Source organism: Aquirufa sp., from assembly GCF_044377215.1.
Classification (GTDB): Bacteria; Bacteroidota; Bacteroidia; order Cytophagales; family Spirosomataceae; genus Aquirufa.
This window is the reverse complement of record NZ_JBILJM010000007.1, coordinates 1-18,518: the sequence shown is the minus strand read 5'-3', so window position 1 is coordinate 18,518 and position 18,518 is coordinate 1. Positions and strand designations below refer to the sequence as shown.

Here is an 18,518-nt window from a genome sequence, read left to right as displayed (position 1 = left end):
ATTACTTGAAACATGCATTGCTAAAATTAATTTAGAAATTTCAAGTGTGCATTTTCTTGCTAATTTATCTAAATCGATTGCGCCTTAAGTAGAATAATTTATCTACTTTACTGCTAGTAAAAGATTGAAACAATTTGAGTTTCCGCAAATCGGGTCAACTACACTTGTAATTTATGATTAGAGGATTTTTCTTCCATAAAAAGCAGTCTTTTCCTTGGAGGCACATAAAAAATGCCTACACTTATACATGAAAAGAGACTACAGAATATATTTACTGATTATTTTACCCTAAAGCTATAAGGAATCGAGTAAGAGCTCAAAATTCCATCGCTCGTTTTTACGGACCAATAATAGACAGAACCAGACTTCACATTGACCAAAAAATTAGTATTTGTTGTAGGGTTAGGGGCTACCTGCCTATTTAGAACTTTGATTTGATCCGTGTCCACATAAACTTCATACTTCAAAACCTTGCTATCTGGATCTGCACCAGACCAGATGAGATTTACTTTTCCAGCAGCATCAGCTGTAACGGTTACCCCACTTAATGGAGCAATAATTGTAGCTGGGAAAGGTGCATAAGTGGATGCCCCATCTCCGGCCAGGTAAAATTTCCAAACCTCACTGCTAGCTGTATCTTTAGTTTTGTTGGATTTTGAAATAACTTGCCAACGGTAAGGTGTGCCTCTAAGAAGTTTTAACGTGGCTTTAGTTTCGCTATTTCCTGATTTTGTCGTGTTGGCTAATGTATTCAAGTTTGTTACAACTAAGTCATAAACCTCCGTATCCTTTGCTTTGGACCATGTAAATTCAACATCCGCCGTGGTTAATACAGTGTTATTTCCCTCATAACAAACAGTGTTATTGGCTGGCAAGGTAAGTGCAGCGGCAGTAGGCGGTGGAATTACTTTTGGAACCGGAGTAATTGTTTCTTCTGCTTCAGAACAGGCAAAGAACAAAAGGCTAATCCATAAAATTCCTAGATATTTCATAGCTTAACTATTTTTAATGTTTGATCCACTGTTTCACCTTTTAAGCGAACTAAATAAAGACCCGCAAAGAAATCACTTAAATCTAAAGCAATTAATCTTGACGATGAGACAGAGTAAGTTTGATTTAAGACATTTACTCCAGCTGGATTGATAATGGAAATATCAACCTTTTGGTCTACCCCATTCACATATACTTGTACGGGGCCGGTGGTTGGATTTGGAAATACCTTAACAGACTCTGAAACAAAAAACTCCTCTATATAAAGGCCTTGGCAATTTAAATCGGTACTCACTTGGAGTTTTACTAGACCAGCAGGTAAAGAGGTGGACCAATTCGCCTCCGTCACTTTAAACGTAGCCGAATTTATCTTCACCAAATAAGATGTTGCACCTCCTAGTTTGATATTCATTGATTTATTTTCCACGTCGATGATTGATTGAACTACCAAAGGTGCTGGTTCCCCAATCTTTATATCGAAGGCTTGTTGGTAATTTTTAACATTATCCACCGTGAAAACTAAATTATACTCACCTAAAGCTAACCCACTTAAGACGCTATTGGCGACTCCTTTAGGTATAGCGATCTGTTTTTCATATTTATTTGGTCCTTTGACCATTAATGAATAAGCGAAATTAGTATTTAGGACCGCAACTTTTAAAGACCCATTTGTAGCGCCTACACAAGTTGCAGACACCACTTCTAATTTGAAATTAGTCGCAGGTAAAATGAAAAATTCACATCCATTGGCATCTACTAATGTACCTAACGGAGTATCATTACACTTATCAAATACATCCGGAACACCGTCTTCATCCGAGTCAATAGCGGCTGATTGAATTATTGAAATTTGATCAAATTCTCTGAATAATATATCCTTAGCAAATGCTTTTGAACCGCCCATCCATTGGTTCATTACTGAAGCATACACTTGGCGGAAATCGTATTGCATATCCATTTCATAGGAATAATTGGTATTATCTGGAATGATTGGATTCTTGCCTATAACCTTAGGGTCAACTTTATTTCCAAACAAAATAATCGGTGAAACGGTGCCATGATCTGTTCCGTTCGTTCCATTGGAATGTACAGTCCGACCAAATTCTGAAACACACATACCTAATACACGATCCGATTTACCCATTTGGTCTAGGCTCTTCATAAATGCTGCTACCGCATCATCTATTTCTTTCAAAAGATTGGCGTGCATTCCTTTCGTTTTGTCAGAAGGGTCTACTTGCGAACCATGGGTATCAAAACCACCAATTTGAACTTTATATATTCTGGTTTGCAAACCCCCTGATATAAGTCGGCTTATTATCTTTAATTGATCCGCTAAATTACTTCTAGGAAATGCATAGTCAGTTCCTTTTTTATATTGCTCTTTTAACACTTTTCCATAGGCATTTGACTGCTTAGCCATGAGCTGCAAAAATTTCAACTTCTCCCCAATTGGTGTAGAAGGGTAATTATTATCAAACTCATTAATGATTTCAAAAAAAGATTCTGGGTTTGAGGCAACTACGCTGGTAAAGGATCTCTTTCCTGTAAACATCAGTGAAGAATTTCCACCAATTTCCATAGATAATGGATGAGGAAACAGTTGTGTTGGGTATGCTTCTGGAAAATTAGGATGTTTGGTCTCGATGAAACGACCGGCCCAACCGCTATTTTCGTATTTATACGAATCGGAAGCTGAATCCCAAATATCCATGGATCTAAAATGCGAATAACTTGGATCAGGATATGCGACGCCTTGAACAATTTTCAAGCGATTCTCTTTAAACAAGGATTGAAATCCTTTAAGAGATGGATGAAGTCCTAATTCTGTTCCTTCTAGTGGTAATATTTTATTATCTGGTAACATGACTGTCGAGCGAATACGATTTAGCTTCGACAACATATTCAATGGGACTACCGTATTTAGCCCATCATTTCCACCATTCAAAACAATAATTACCAGGATATTTCCTTCGGCAATCGTTTGTGATAATTCGGATTCAGATCCTATTCCCAACGATTCAAATGGAAATGAAGAAAACAATGCAGGCAGGGCTGCCGCATGTGTCATTTGATGTATGAATTTTCTTCTATCCATTTTAAAACAAGTGAATTTCTCCCATTTGGAATAATGCCCCAAACAAATTTTCTAACCGATTATTTAAAGTTAACCTATTCGCCTCAGTTGGATTTTGCTTATAAGCCTGATACAATTGCGTATAATAAGATGGCGCATTACCACCCAAAACACTTAATTTAATACGTTCCTTCGCCTTAGCACTAATTGGAACAGCCATCACTCTTTCTACTGTTTCATCAATTACCAGATCAATATTATCTGGAGATTTTAACGTATTGATGAATTTAATTTTATCTATTTGATTGTGAACATTTCCTTTGACATCGCCTGACCCAACCCAAGCACCCCATTTGCCAATACTATTACCTATGTTGGACCTCTTTGCAATCGTATCAGAATTAATCCAAAATAAATCGTATACCGGTACTTGGTAATAAGCAGGCCACCCAGATACGCTAGGAGGCTCTGTATAATTCAAGCCCATATTGCTCATTTCCCACTGCAATTTACTGTATTTATAAAAATTGGCTGTCAATGGATCTGAGTATCGTTTTGGAATATCCCCTCCATCTGTATTCACCAAATACATATCAAATTCCTTGTAAAAACCGAACATGAATTCTAAGGGAGATTTGACCAATGAATTGTAAAACGAAGTATCGTAAAAATGAGCACTTCCCAAAAGCGCTCGAAGCGGAACCATAAGTTCAAAATTATTTTTACGCAACAAATCAGCCATCGGTGCGATGACATTTTTTTCTACCGTATCGTTAATGATTGGATAACAGAAAAACTGATAAAGCCTTCTACATAGATACAATTCACATTCTTTGACGCTGAAAATCATTTCAATTACATCATCTAATTCTTTCATGCCATCAGGGCCTTTTCGACCCCTAATTACACGATTTCCATAAAAAGCAGAGAATTGTTTATCCTGATCATCATGGTTAAAATCAGAAAATACGTTGGTAATAGGACCTGTTTTGTTTGATTTACTATCCCAATCAAATTGCCAACCCACCAAGCATCGAGCCATTTCACTAACATCTTTCTCCGTAAATTTTGAATTAGGACCTTTACCTACCGTAAATAATTCTTGTAACTCGCGCGCATAATTTTCATCAGGAGCACTTTTAAGGCTATTTTGAAGGTTAAGATAGTCCAACATCGTTGGATCCAATGTTATTTTATAAATAGTGGCTTTATATGTTTCAAAGCAACTGTTAAAAAGAGTCATGTAATGTTGATAGAACATTTTAACACTACCCTTTCCAGCTGCTAGTAAATTATGTAAGAAAAATACCATGCGCCAGTGTACGGAAGTACTTTGCGTGATCATATTTTTATACAACCAAGCGTCAAATGACTGATGCCTAGGCCATGGTGAACCGTTATTCGGTTCAGGTGCAAATACATATTCTTTCCCGGGAGGTATATACAAGTGCCCTTGTTTTTCAGTTTCTTCCTTCGTGATTTCATGATCATAATCATTAACCGGAATACTGGGTTGTTTTTCAGGCGTAAAAATTAAATCTAAAGACTTTTGTAATGTTAGGTTATTTAGGTCTAATAGATGCCTGTGAGCATAACCAGTTAAAACACGATTTAATAGATGCTTCTTTTGTGCAGTTCCCCAAGTGCCAGCATAGGGCTCAAGGCCCGCAGTGACAAGGGTTCTTGATGCCCTAGCTCGTTCGATTTTAGAAAAATCAACGTTTTCCTGCCGAAATTGGGCCACTAAATCTATATTTTCTGTATTTTGCATATGAAATAAAGCAGGCCAAATATAATATTATTAAATTTAAAATGCATAAAAACTGATGTAAAGGTCAGATTTTGATACATGAAAAGAAGAGAATTTACATTAAAAACCTGTCCCGCTTTAGTACTTTCTATTGTAGGAGCAGCAATGTCTGAATCGTGTTCAAGCTCTAAAAATGAAGCAACCGTCGTTATCCCCCAGGAAGAAAAAGATTATTTAGACCGATTAAAGTTAATTGGGACCGCAGGGTTTATGATAGATCAAAATAAGGGCTATTTCCATTTGAAGCATGCGAGTTATTCTAAGTTATTGACAGCTATAAATTTTGTAAATGATTTAGAAAATGGGGTGTTATTATTAAGGAAAAGTGATACCATTTTGGTTGCGTTTGATAATTGTTGTCCACATTTAGGAACAAAAAATCAGTGGAGTTTTCAGAACAATAAATTTAGATGCGCTAACCACGGAAATAATTTTGGGATTGAATCCGGTCAAACATCAAGATGTAGCTCAAACAGTCAGTTTGGCAATTTGCGTTCCTTTAAAACATCGCTTTATAAAGATTTATTGTTGGTTGATTTTGGTTAACATTGGTGCCGACTAATTCACGCGAGCGAATCGTTTATTATATTAAATTTATATCTAAAGCAGTAAGTCTTTCTGATATTTTACAAATCAACCACAATCGTTGGTTGATTACGATAAAAAGTTAATTTTGAAAGTATACTGAGTTAGTACCAGATAAAATAACTGATAATAGTTTATCTATCGTTTCTCCATTTTAATCAGTAGATGGGTTAAATATTTATTGTTTCATTGGGGATGACCGACTCGGTGTTAAGTGAGTTTGAACCCAAAAAAGTATAAAATTAATGTTCAGAAAAAACTTTTTTTGCTTAGTTTTTACCTTATCTGCGCTACCTGTTTTGAGTCAGAATTTGGCCCTAAAACCTAACATACTTTTCATCGTTGCTGATGATTGGTCAAAGCATGCTGGAATTTATGGAGATCGGGTAATCCGGACACCCAATATTGACCAATTAGGAAAAGATGGCCTGATTTTTGACCAAGCATTTTGTTCAGCTGCATCGTGCAGTCCTTCAAGAGCGAGTATTTTAACAGGCAAGTATCCGCATCAAATGGCTGAAGGAGGAAATTTATGGGGTAGTTTACCCGTACGTATTCCAAATTTTGTAAGCCTTATTCAAGAATCAGGTGGTTTTGTTGGCAGCGAAAGAAAAGGCTGGGGTCCAGGAAATTTTAAAATTGGTGGGTATCTAGAAAATCCAGCAGGTAAAAATTTTAAGGATTTTGATGCATTTTTAGGTGAAAAGCCAAAAGACAAACCATTCTTTTATTGGTTCGGATCCATTGACCCGCATCGTGAATATGTCAAAGGAACTGGTGAACAAGCAGGACTAGATCCACAACGCGTACAAGTTCCTGGATTCCTCCCCGACACGGATGTGGTTAGAAAAGATATATTGGATTACTATTTTGAAGTGGAAAGATTTGATAGCAATGTGGGCAAATTGATTGCTATGTTAGCGTCAAAAGGCGAGTTAGAAAACACGCTAATTATTATCACAAGCGACAATGGCATGCCGTTCCCAAGGGCAAAAGCAACGTGTTATGACTCCGGCACAAATGTGCCTCTTATCATATATTGGAAAGGAAAAATTAAGCCAGCACGTTCCAGCGAATTAGTAAGTTTAATTGATTTGGCTCCCACCGTATTGGACATTTTGGGGATCAAAAAACCCGCAGATCTTCCTTCCAAAAGTCTAATTAATTTACTAAATGGTCGTTCGTTACCAAGTCGAAGTGCTGTTTTTGTTGAAAGAGAAAGGCATGCGAATGTAAGAAAAGGAGATTTAGGATATCCTATCAGAGGAATCCGAACGAAGGAGTTTTTGTACCTGCGCAATTTTGAACCCAATCGATATCCAGCTGGAGACCCACAAAAATGGGTGGCCGTGGGTCCTTATGGTGACATCGATGATTCGCCAACTAAACAATTAATTTTATCAGATACGCTAAAATATAGTTTTTTTGTGGATCGAACTTTGAAAAAAAGAGGTTCGGAGGAATTATATGATTTAAAAAATGATCCGAACCAATTGCATAATTTGGCCAATGAAAAGCAATTTGAAAAACAAAAAAATAAGTTAAAAATAGACTTAGAGGCTTGGATGAAGCGAACAGGTGATCCCCGATTTACCAATCCTACTACAAACCTTTGGGATAGATATCCGTATTATTAGTTGTTGACGGCCAACAAAAGTATATCTGCCATATGAGCAAAAACCAACTAGCATTTATTGATTAGCGAATACGTTTTAAAATTTCCAAACAGGCTCTTCCATTGTGGTAAGGGCCTTTCCAAGGGCCAATTTTTCCGTTACGCATCATAGGCTCTTTTCCCTCGTCTATTCCCCAATACCATTCGCCTGTTGGCGATTTTAGTTCCGATTTAATAAAAGACCAAGAGCCTAGACTTAATGCATAGAATTTTTTATTTCCGGTTAATTGGAATGCATTGAAGTATCCAACCATTGCTTCTGCTTGTGGCCACCAATGTTTCTCGGTGTTGATATGGCCTTGATTTTTCTCATTCCACATGCCCCCATCCTTGGGATCAATTCCCTTTTCTGCTTCGATAGCCATATTGATAGCTAAGGTTTTCATTTTTTTAATCCAAGTTGGATTTTTAATTGTCTCCGCAGTTTCAAGTAAAAGCCATGCCGATTCTATATCATGACCAAAAGAAACAGCTTCTGATCTTGGAGACCAATCATCTGTAAAAAACAAGGTTTGCGTTGTACCGTTGGCAATTATTTTTTCATGAAAAATGGCAAGCATAGTTTCAATTTCAGCTTTTAATTTTTTATCGGGATACACCTGATATAAATTGGCAAAGGCCTCAATTAAATGCAGATGCGTATTCATGGATTTTTTTTGATCTGCTTTTCCTTGGGTAATCGTATTATCATCAATCGGTTTCCAAGTCGCATCGTAGGCCTCATAATATCCTCCATTTTTCTGATCCTTGCATTTATCTTGCAGGACCTGATAAATGATTTTTGCTTTTTCTAGAGCTTGCGGATTTTTCGAAATTTTATAATATTCAGTAAAGGCATAGATCATAAATCCCTCCGCATAGACTTGTTTATGGGTGTCGGAAGGAATGCCAGTTGATTTGACGGACCAATATGCCCCTTTGTTTTTTGCGTCCCAAAAATAGGTATTCAAGTAATTAAATGTGCGATTGGCCAATTTTTTATACCCTTGTTTGGGGTCCATTTGATATGCGGCGGAAAAGGTCCAAAGGATTCTACAGTTTAAAATTAATCCTTTGTCGGCCTGCACATTAGGCACATTATTCACGTCAACGGCCCCATAGAATCCACCATTTTCAACATCCACACTATATTTTTCCCAAAAAGTTAAAATTTCATTTAGTTCAATTTTTATTTCTTTTTTGAATGTGCTTGGACTTTGTGCAGAAATAGCGTGTGCACACATCAGGAAAATGACAATTTTAAAGATTTTCATGGAGCTTGATTTAGGGAGACCTATGTAGATTATTCAATTTAAATTTAAGGATTGTGATTAAATTTTAAACGATTATTTAAAATAATTACTACTTTCGATTCAGTACAAAACTCCTAAGGTAAAAGTCCATTTTAATGTGACGACGGACACTATGAAAACTCCCCTACACGTATATTTTAGAGGAATAATTGGATTATTCTTCATCATTCTGGCTCAATTGCAATTAGAAGCCCGCTTCTCAAGCTACCATACGGCGGACTCTAGTTCGTTCAAACAATTCAAAGGATCTATTTTGGACAGTAAAACAAAGAATGAACTCATCTATGCGAGTATTACCGTCTCCGGAACAAGCATCTCTACCATTAGCAATAGTGAGGGAAAATTCTCCATTAAAATCCCAACCGAAAAGCAGAATTCAAGCCTTCTCATTTCACATTTGGGATATAAAAACAAAGTTGTTCCTATCAAGGAATTAGAGCTAGAAAAAAATGTACTGTTTTTGGAACCGAGTAATACCTTACTTGAGGAAGTAGTTGTACAAGTACTAGATGCAAAAAATATATTTTCAGGGGTATTATATAATCGACTACAAAATTATGGAGATGATCCCATTCAGATGACTGGGTTTTATCGGGAAACAATTAAAAAACGGCGTTCCTACGTCTCCCTCTCTGAATCCATCGTTAATATTCAAAAGCAGCCCTTTTCCGTAAGTTCGCAAGACCAAATCAATCTTTTTAAGGGTAGGAAAAATACGGATTATACTAGATTAGACACCGTCAATTTTAAATTACAAGGAGGTCCTTATTCCGCCTTATACATTGATTTAATTAAAAATCCCACGTTATTATTTTCGGAGAAAGCATTCGAATTATATGATTTTAGTTTAGAGGATATTACCCAAATAAACAATAAACAGGTGTTGGTTTTAGCTTTCAAACAAAAGCCAACAAACGAAAACCCGCTATACTTTGGGAAAATGTATATCGATGCGAAAAGTCTGGCTGTTATAAGCGCTACTTTCCAACTAAATGTGGAGGATAAAATCAAATCAGGACTTCAATTTACGCGCAAAAAACCGGTTGGCCTCGACATTTATCCAACCGAAGTCCGCTACCAAATTAACTACCGACAAGAAAATGACAAATGGATTTTTGCTTATTCGCGCGGAGATTTGACGTTTAAATTAAACTGGGATAGAAAAATATTCAACACGATCTATAGCACCACGTTTGAAATGGCCGTCACCGATTCGAAAAAACTCGACATCAAAGAGGATCAAAATACGCAGAAGTTGAACTCCAATGTGATTATGTCAGACAAAGTTTTAAGTTTAGCTGACCCAGATTTTTGGGGAGCTTATAATATCATCGAACCTGAAAAATCCATTGAATCAGCTATCCGAAAAATTCAACGAAAATCGCTGAATGAAAATTCAATCGACTAAAATACCTGCTCTTTTTTAAGCACGCCTGTTTTTCAAGCAAATAAGGATGTTGCTCATACCCATTAATTTACCGGTAATACACGTGCCATTACAAGGCATTGAATGGCTTTGGCTAACAGATCATTCAAAATCATACCCGCAAAACCTAATTTTAATCAGGAATATTATGCTTCGTACATGAGCATAATCAGTTATTAGTCAATAGGTTATTTCTACTTTGCGACATAAGTAGGTGACCTTTTATTCGATTCTTATTGGAAATCGTTCTATTTCGTGATCGTACTTCATTGGCTAAAGTACCATTTAGCTTATCAAACAAAGTAATTGATCAATATCACATTATTTAAGACCACTAATTTGATACCCCTAGGACTAGAAATAGCACAAACCACTAAAATGCACACTGGTGGAAAACTTAAAAAAGAAGCTCCCTCGAACAAACAAATAGGAACCAATCCGCAAGTCTATGATTTGAGAAATGAAACCTGGGATGTTTTTACAAAAGGAGCGCCGGTGGCATTTTTTGACTTATGCCAACAAACCTTCAGGGAAAAAACACGATATAATGCATCTTATCTAAAAATAAAAAAAATGAAACTACTCGTAACCACCGACTTTTCGTCAAACTCAAAAGGAGCAATTCGATTTGCCCTGAACCTAGCTAAACAATCTAAAAATATAGAGGTTGTTTTTTACCACGCCATTCATTTTCTGAAACCAAGAAATTGGAGTGATGATTTCTTTAACAGGTACAAGGACGAAGAAACAGAGCGTCTTTCTGTCGAACTCAAAAAGTTTATCCATACAGCTACTGGCAAAAATAAAGCCAAATTCGCTCAAGTTAAGTTTGTTGTTGACCATTGTATTTCAACAGAGAAAGACATTATAAAATATGCCGAGAAAAATAAAATAGATTTTATATGCATAGCTACCCAAGGGGCTGGTATGCTTAGAAAAGTAATGGGAACCCACACCTCATATATTGTGAATAACTCCAACGTTCCTGTTCTGGTTATACCAAGCCATTATCGGGCAAAACCTATAAAAAATGTTACCTATTTATCTGATTTTGAAAATCTCAAAGGTGAATTAGTACAGATTTCAAAGCTTTCAAGTGAAATTTCTTTGCATGTAGACGTATTACATTATGCGTCCATTATGCTTAACAAGAAGAAGTTTGAAAAAAACAAAGAATTATTCAAAACAAAAGAATTTGAGCATATCAATTTAAAGGTCGAAAAAAACAATCTTGAACGCTCACTGGTAGAACGAATTTCAAAATATATTCAAAAGGCTAAACCTGAATTATTAGTCATGTTTACCAAGCGTAAAAAGAGCTTTTTCGAAAGTTTATTTTTACCCAGCAAATCAGCCGAGTTAACCTATTCCACTAAGGTCCCTGTTCTGATATTTTCCAAGTGAAATCCATAAAAAGAAACTTTATACGGACTATTTTAAGTAGGCTAAAGGCCAACTTCCTTAGCATATATAATTCGCGAGGAAGTACGCACGAAATTGCGTTAGGAGCGGCTATTGGTGCATTTTGGGGTGTATTCCCCACATTTGGATTAAGCACGGTTTTATCCTTGTTACTCTACAAGATCTTCCGTTTTAATTTACCAGCAGCCCTTTCAGCCGCTTTTATATCCAATCCCTTAACAAGTCCTTTCTTGTTAATGATTAGCTACCATGTAGGCACACTATTTATACCTACAGATTTCAAGTTTGAATATGAAACTTGGTACCAAAACATCTCCAAAATTGGTTATGTCATGTTTATTGGCGCAACTATAGTAAGTGCCATGACTGCCCTTTTAATTTATTTCATAGTAAAATATGCGGTTGAAAATAGAAGAAAAAAGAATTTAGCATGAATTTTCATCTAATAGCTATATCCGAAATTCAACGACTTTTTACCACGAGTGAGCATGGCTTGCCTAGTGCAGAAATAGAAGAACGTCAAAAACAATACGGTAAAAATGAGCTAATAGAAAAAAAGAGAATTTCTGTGCTCATTTTATTACTGCGTCAGTTTACAGATGTCATGGTTATTATTCTGCTCGCAGCGGCCGTGATTTCGCTAGCCGTGGGCGATTTAAAAGATGCCATTGTCATACTAATCATTGTATTACTCAATGCCATCATCGGCTTTATACAGGAATACCGTGCAGAAAAAGCACTTGAGGCCCTGAAAAAAATGTCTTCATTAACTGCCACGGTTCGTAGAGGAGGCACTATTGTTCAGCTTGCTGCATCCGAGTTAGTACCCGGTGACATACTTCTTCTAGAAGCAGGAATGTCCGTGCCGGCAGACATCCGTTTAACAGAAACGTATTCTTTACACGTGGATGAAGCTTCATTGACCGGCGAATCAAATGCAGTCGAAAAAAATACAGCTGGAACTATCACAGAAAACGCAACGATAGGCGACCGATTTAATATGGTCTACAAAACAACTAATGTAACCTATGGAAGAGGCGAAGGCATTGTTGTTGCAACTGGGATGAACACCGAAATTGGTCGCATAGCCCAACTGCTCGAGGAGGATGAAACTAAAACACCCCTTCAAAAGCGATTAGCCGACTTTGGAAAAAACCTGTCTTATGTTGTTCTATTTATTTGCACCATTATTTACGGTGCAGGTTTGTTGCGCGGCGAAGATCCCATTCGCATGTTGCTCACCGCAATCTCTGTCGCAGTAGCCGCTATTCCAGAAGCACTACCTGCCGTCATCACGATTGCGCTGGCTTTGGGTGCAAAACAGTTGGTTCGTAAAAATTCACTCATTCGAAAATTATCTGCCGTTGAAACGTTGGGTTCTGTGACCTACATCTGTTCCGATAAAACAGGGACCATTACCCAAAATAAAATGACAGTCATGGATTGTTGGCTTTCACCAAAAGCAGAATCCATCCACGCGTTTTCAGCTGAACAGGTATGGCTACTTTCGATGGAACTGAACCATAATGTGGTGGTAGATGAAAGCAACCAACTAAAAGGTGACCCGACCGAAGTGGCGTTAGTGGAATATGCCAGAAAAAATAAAAGCTACGACCAAAAATGGATGACAGATTTTAAACGTCAACATGAATTACCGTTTGATTCCGTAAGAAAACGAATGACAACAATTTATCCGTTCGGTAGCCAATGGCTAATTGTTACAAAAGGTGCCGTGGAAAACATTTTAAGCTGTTGTAACGATGCCCATTCAATAGAAATAAATGAAGCGACCGACCAGTTTGCTCGACAAGGAAAAAGGGTTTTGGCTTATGCCCTAAAACTGGTAGATACGTTACCTAAGCGCATATCCATTGAAAGTATGGAGACCAACTTAACGTTTATTGGCTTGGCAGCCATGATTGACCCACCGCGGGAGGAAGTCATACAAGCGATTGCAGATTGCCACACAGCAGGAATCACACCCGTTATGATCACCGGCGACCATCCGATTACAGCAAAAGCTATTGCCACGGAAACAGGGATTTTACGACACAAAACCGACCGGGTCATTACAGGAATTGAACTTGCTAATTATACAGATGAAGAATTTGAAAAAGAGATTGAATACATCAAAGTATATGCCCGTGTCTCTCCTGAACAAAAACTACATATTGTCAAAGCATTGCAAAAGAAAAATCATTTTGTTGCGATGACAGGCGATGGCGTGAATGATGCCCCTGCATTAAAGCGAGCTAATATTGGCATCGCAATGGGTATTTCAGGTACTGATGTTTCCAAAGAGGCGGCACACATGATTTTGTTAGATGATAATTTTGCCACGATCATCAAAGCGGTCAGTGAAGGCCGACGAATTTATGACAACATACGTAAATTCATAAAATACACGATGACCAGCAACAGCGGTGAGGTATGGACAATTTTCCTTGCACCGCTTATCGGCTTACCCATTCCACTACTGCCAATTCATATTCTGTGGATAAATCTCGTTACAGACGGTTTGCCCGGACTTGCTTTTGCCTCCGAAGAAGCCGAAGCGAATATTTTAAAGCGTATGCCACGCAAAACAGATGAAAGTATTTTCAGTGGTGGTGTAGGAATTCATATTCTATGGGTGGGGCTGCTGATGGGTGCGATATGTATCGGAACTCAAGGTTGGGCCATACACGCAGGCAATGATACATGGATGACCATGGTGTTCACCGTATTAAGTATGTCACAAATGGGGCATGCAATGGCCATTCGCAGCGACTGGAAATCACTTTTCAATCAAGGAATTTTAGGAAATAAGCAGTTAGCAGTAGCAGTTCTATTGACGCTAAGTTTGCAAATGGCCGTAATTTATGTTCCTTTTTTACAAGACATTTTTCGTACACAATCGTTGACGCTTAATGAACTATTGACCTGTATCGGACTTTCCAGTATTGTTTTTTGGGCAGTAGAAATGGAAAAATGGGTTAAACGCAGAAGTCTAAACATATCAAATTCTAAATAAACAATGCCATGGATTCAACATTCAAAAACAAAGTAGTTATTATTACCGGAAGCACTTTCGGTATTGGTAAATCTACAGCAATTGCATTTGCACAAAAAGGAGCAAAAGTAGTTCTTTCAGACTGGAAGCAGGACGAAGACACACTCAACGCCATCTTAGCAAATGGAGGTGATGCCATTTTTGTCACATGTGATGTTTCAGTTGAAGATGATGTAAAAAATTTGGTTGCTGAAACGATTGCTCGGTATGGCCGACTAGATTTTGCGTTCAACAATGCCGGCATTGAAGGAATACCGGGTTCTGTGACAGAATGCAGCAACGAAAATTGGGACAAAACCTTCAATATTAACCTGAAAGGTGTCTGGTATGCTATGAAGTACCAGATTCCTGAAATGTTAAAAGTAGGTGGCGGCGTGATTGTCAATAATGCTTCTATTGCGGGCATCGTAGGTTTTGGCGGAACTGCTGCCTATGTAGCTTCCAAACATGCTGTTGTAGGGTTGACAAAAAATGTTGCCTTGGACTATGCAAAGCAGAATATTCGGGTTAATGCCGTTTGCCCAGGAATAATTCACACCCCTATGGTGGATCGCTTTACCGGACAAGACCCCAAGGTTTTAGAGCAATTAGTTGCGACAAATCCGATGGATCGAGTAGGCCAACCTGAAGAAATAGCGGATACCGTTGTGTTTCTCTGCTCTCAAGCAGCCTCATTTATTACCGGCCAAACCATTGCAATCGATGGCGGATGGACAACCCAGTAACTAGGGTTTAATTTTTAGTGCACGAAAAGCCCGATGCAGGTATGTATGGTAAATCTACTTAGACGCTTGGGGCAACTTTTGTCAAAAGCACTTTGTCAATTCGTACGCCATCCATATCGATAATTTCAACTATGAAGTTATCGAAACTTACCTTGTCTCCCGTATTTGGCATTGATTGTAGTTTTGATAAAATAAATCCTGAAATGGTTGTGTAATGCGAAATATTATCCTCAATTATTTCATGCTGGAAGTATTGATTTAATTCAAAAATCAGCGTTCTACCGTCTATCAAATAACTATTTTCGTCCCGTTTACGGATGCTCAATTCCTCTTTTTCATTCTCGTCTGGCAAATCGCCAACTAACGCTTCGATGAGATCATGAAGTGTAACAATGCCCTTTGTGGACCCATACTCATCTACGACAATAGCCATGTATTGTTTCTTCTTTTTAAATACATTTAGAATTTTAAATGCAGACGTATTTTGAATCAAAAAAATAGGTGGCTTACTAATTTGTGCTAATTCAAACCCTTCTTTTTTGTAGTGCTCTAAAAAATCCTTAATTGTCATTACACCTAAAACTTTATCTATTGAACCATCGCCAACAATAAATTTTGAATGAACGCTTTCTTTCAGTTTATCAAAAATAACTTCAATGGGTGAATGTCTATTTATCCATTCCAATTCACTTTTGTGCGTCATGAGGGACCTAGCAGTTTGGTCGGTAAATGAAAAAAGATTGTGGTGAACCTCGCTTTCTTCCTTTTCTAAAACTCCTTGATTCCGGGCACTTTTAAGTATAAATCTTAATTCATCCTCACTTACCCTCTCGTTTTCATTTTCCTTTATGCCAAATACCTTCAAAATTACGTTGGTTGAAACGGACAGTAATTTCACAAAAGGGTAAGTTACTCGGGTAAATTCCTTGATAATGGGAACACATACCAGTGCGATACTTTCAGCGTTATTCATTCCAATTGTTTTAGGAACTAACTCGCCAATGACAATGGAGAAGTAGGTTATGCTGCCAATTACCGTTACTAGAGAAATGCTATGATGGTAATTTTGGAGAAACGTAAATGAAGACAAAAATTGCTCCATATCATCGGTAAGTGCAGCGCCCCCATAAGCACCCGAAATAATCCCTATTAACGTAATGCCTACTTGAACCGAAGAAAGAAAATTTTCAGGATTTTCCAAAAGTTGTAAAACTGTTTTTGCCCGACTATTGCCTTGAGCAGCAAGGTGTTCAATGCGGCTTTTCTTTACAGAAACTAATGCAATTTCCGATAGCGCGAAAAAAGAATTAAGTAACGTAAGAATGATAATTACGAGTATCTCCATGGCCACAAATCTACTAAGTTCACTGCCAAACACCTATTAAGGCTTTGTAAATTATTTACTGCCTATCGCTGCTCGATTTTTCAGCCAATTATTTTATTTAAAATACAATTATTGCTACATTCGAAGGAGATGTACTTAAACTCTTTTGCGCGTTATTTTTTGTTGACCTATACATAATCATGAAAAAAATCTTCCTTTATTGCCTGGCATTTTTGGCCATATTAACCCAGATATCATTCGCTCAAAGCAATAAAACAAAATCCAGTCCGTCAAAAATTACAAGCTTATTCATCACACAAGACGCCAAAACAAGTAGTATATCCATTTTCCGCAAGAATGGAAAATCACCCATCCTAACGCAGGTAGCCAAAGATAATTTCCGTCCATTCCTCCATCCCATCGTGGCGCCAGACGGCAATGGAGTTTTAACGGAATACAGTCCAGGCCATCACAAGCATCAAACCGGCATCTATTGGGGCTATACCCGTGTCAATGGCCGTGATTATTTCCATCATCCAGAAGGTGACTATTGGCGTAAATCCAAAGCCAGTGTCATTAAAAACAGCGGCAATGAAGTGAAGTGGGAAACTGTTTACGATTTACTAGACGAGAAAGGAAATGCGGTTTTGACCGAAACGCAAACCTGGACTATGCGCGAAGAAAACGGAAAATATTTCCTCAAATTGATTTGGACCGGCGAGGCAAAAACAGATGTCACCATCGGCATGTATGATTATGGTGGGTTATTTGTCCGCATGCCATGGAAGGAAGGCATAGACGGCGAAGTAAACAATGGAGCTAGACAGAAAAATGAAAAGGCAGAAGGCCAACGGTCCAATTGGGTCGATGTGGGCATTCAAATAGAAGGCCGAAAGGACCGCGCCCACATAGCCGTTTTCGACCATCCTGAAAATAATGGATTTCCGCAGCATTGGCGGGTAGATAACCAATTGGGCATCGGGGTGGCCCGCGCAAGAAAAGGCAATTGGGAAATAAAAAAGGGCAAGATCGAGACAATCAAGCATGAAATCCTTGTCTATACCGGAAATCTCACGGACACAGAAATCAATAAGCTTTGGGCTAACTACAGTGGACAAGATATGTCATTTAACGTGGGTGGAGGTTCCACGGCTTTGTGGGGTGTGGCCCAACAAGAAGGACGGGATGCCAAGTTTTTAACCCCAGCCGAAGCCACGGCCGCCATGACGTTAAAACCTGGTTTTAAGGTAAACGCGTGGGCCGCTGAGCCTATGATTACACAGCCCATGGCTTTTTGTTGGGATGATAAAGGCCGACTTTGGATCGCGGAAAATCGAGATTATGAATCCCGTGGATATGGTTTTTCAAAAGCGGGAAATAGCCGCATATTAATCATTGAAGACACAAATCATGACGGTATCGCAGATTCAAAAAAAGTGTTTCTCGAAGGGATCGCATTTCCCTCCGCCATTGCCGTTGGTTTTGATGGACTTTACCTAGGTGCCCCACCTAATTTGCTTTTTGTCCCAGACAAAAACCATGACGACGTAGCAGACATGGCAGATATCGAAGTAAAATTAACGGGCTGGGGAATTCGCGATCGGCATGAGACATTAAACAGTTTGCACTGGGGACCGGATGGTTGGCTGTATGGCTTACAAGGATTTGCGACACCTTCTAAAGTAAGAAAGCCGAATGGCAAAGGGAAAATTTACAAGCAAAATGACCCTTTCCCTGAGGATATTTTAGAAGGAGAAGGAGTCGACATTAACGGCGGCGTGTGGAGGTACCATCCAACCAAAGATATTTTTGAGGTGGTCGCACATGGATTTAGTAATCCGTGGGGAATTGATTATGACGCGAAAGGCCAACTGTTCATTTCGGCCTGTGTGATTCCTCACATGTGGCATGTGGTTCCTGGAGGCGTATATCATCGCCAAGGAGGCCAGCATTTTAATCCTTATTTGTATAGCGACATTCGAACCATTGCGGATCACACGCACCGTTCAGCCCACGGAGGTGCTCGGGTATATCAATCCGACGCTTTTCCTGCAGACCAAAAAGGAAAGATTTTCATGGCCAATATCCATGAGCATGCTATTTTATCCGATGTTTTGGCAAAATCAGGTTCAGGATTTGT

Annotated in this window: 13 protein-coding genes; 8 read left to right on the top strand and 5 right to left on the bottom strand. The window is 38.4% G+C overall.

The genetic code is table 11. The features are described 5' to 3' along the window. Window positions 1–278 precede the first annotated feature (278 nt). From ACIQ6T_RS03930 to ACIQ6T_RS03920, 3 genes are read right to left on the bottom strand one after another with little or no spacing between them, the layout of a single operon-like run. On the bottom strand, window positions 279–992 hold the full coding sequence (locus ACIQ6T_RS03930; RefSeq protein WP_395784448.1) for a hypothetical protein: 714 nt from the start codon (window positions 990–992) through the stop codon (window positions 279–281). Further along, on the bottom strand, window positions 989–3,088 hold the full coding sequence (locus tag ACIQ6T_RS03925) for a DUF1501 domain-containing protein (RefSeq protein ID WP_395784446.1): 2,100 nt from the start codon (window positions 3,086–3,088) through the stop codon (window positions 989–991). Before ACIQ6T_RS03925 ends, ACIQ6T_RS03930 begins: the two co-directional genes overlap by 4 nt. 1 nt (window position 3,089) lies before the next feature. Next, window positions 3,090–4,838, bottom strand: a complete 1,749-nt coding sequence (locus ACIQ6T_RS03920) for a DUF1800 family protein (RefSeq protein WP_395784444.1) — start codon at window positions 4,836–4,838, stop codon at window positions 3,090–3,092. Between the two features lie 78 nt (window positions 4,839–4,916). On the opposite strand from ACIQ6T_RS03920, the gene ACIQ6T_RS03915 reads away from it, so the two are divergent. Both ACIQ6T_RS03915 and ACIQ6T_RS03910 read left to right on the top strand, forming a co-directional pair. Continuing rightward, window positions 4,917–5,423 (top strand): Rieske 2Fe-2S domain-containing protein, encoded by a 507-nt coding sequence (locus ACIQ6T_RS03915; protein ID WP_395784442.1) that lies wholly within the window; start codon window positions 4,917–4,919, stop codon window positions 5,421–5,423. 284 nt (window positions 5,424–5,707) lie between these two features. Continuing rightward, window positions 5,708–7,099: a sulfatase gene (locus ACIQ6T_RS03910; RefSeq protein WP_395784440.1), complete on the top strand. Its 1,392-nt coding sequence runs from the start codon at window positions 5,708–5,710 to the stop codon at window positions 7,097–7,099. 61 nt (window positions 7,100–7,160) lie between these two features. On the opposite strand, the gene ACIQ6T_RS03905 is transcribed toward ACIQ6T_RS03910, so the two are convergent. Then, window positions 7,161–8,390 carry an AGE family epimerase/isomerase gene (locus tag ACIQ6T_RS03905; protein ID WP_395784438.1) on the bottom strand — a complete coding sequence of 410 codons (1,230 nt, stop codon included), beginning with the start codon at window positions 8,388–8,390 and terminating at the stop codon, window positions 7,161–7,163. A 151-nt stretch (window positions 8,391–8,541) separates the two neighbouring features. Here ACIQ6T_RS03905 and ACIQ6T_RS03900 point away from each other — a divergent pair, with 151 nt between their 5' ends. The 5 genes from ACIQ6T_RS03900 to ACIQ6T_RS03880 all read left to right on the top strand — a co-directional run bounded on the left by ACIQ6T_RS03900 (window position 8,542) and on the right by ACIQ6T_RS03880 (window position 15,054). Then, entirely contained in the window at window positions 8,542–9,837 is a 1,296-nt protein-coding gene (locus tag ACIQ6T_RS03900) for a carboxypeptidase-like regulatory domain-containing protein (RefSeq protein ID WP_395784436.1), read from the top strand. A gap of 396 nt (window positions 9,838–10,233) precedes the next feature. Next, the gene (locus ACIQ6T_RS03895; RefSeq protein WP_395784434.1) at window positions 10,234–11,259 is read left to right on the top strand and encodes a universal stress protein; all 1,026 of its coding nucleotides are present in this window, start codon (window positions 10,234–10,236) and stop codon (window positions 11,257–11,259) included. Continuing rightward, the gene (locus tag ACIQ6T_RS03890) at window positions 11,256–11,711 is read left to right on the top strand and encodes a DUF2062 domain-containing protein (protein ID WP_395784432.1); all 456 of its coding nucleotides are present in this window, start codon (window positions 11,256–11,258) and stop codon (window positions 11,709–11,711) included. The genes ACIQ6T_RS03895 and ACIQ6T_RS03890 overlap by 4 nt, the downstream gene beginning before the upstream one ends. After that, the gene (locus tag ACIQ6T_RS03885; protein WP_395784430.1) at window positions 11,708–14,290 is read left to right on the top strand and encodes a cation-translocating P-type ATPase; all 2,583 of its coding nucleotides are present in this window, start codon (window positions 11,708–11,710) and stop codon (window positions 14,288–14,290) included. Before ACIQ6T_RS03890 ends, ACIQ6T_RS03885 begins: the two co-directional genes overlap by 4 nt. Before the next feature lie 8 nt (window positions 14,291–14,298). Further along, window positions 14,299–15,054: an SDR family oxidoreductase gene (locus ACIQ6T_RS03880; RefSeq protein ID WP_395784428.1), complete on the top strand. Its 756-nt coding sequence runs from the start codon at window positions 14,299–14,301 to the stop codon at window positions 15,052–15,054. Window positions 15,055–15,112: 58 nt separating this feature from the next. Here the strand turns inward: ACIQ6T_RS03880 and ACIQ6T_RS03875 are convergent, their stop codons facing one another. After that, entirely contained in the window at window positions 15,113–16,399 is a 1,287-nt protein-coding gene (locus tag ACIQ6T_RS03875; protein ID WP_395784426.1) for a hemolysin family protein, read from the bottom strand. A gap of 179 nt (window positions 16,400–16,578) precedes the next feature. Between ACIQ6T_RS03875 and ACIQ6T_RS03870 the strand changes: the two genes are divergently transcribed. Next, window positions 16,579–18,518 (top strand): PVC-type heme-binding CxxCH protein (locus ACIQ6T_RS03870; RefSeq protein ID WP_395784424.1); only part of this gene is annotated, 1,940 nt, incomplete at its 3' end.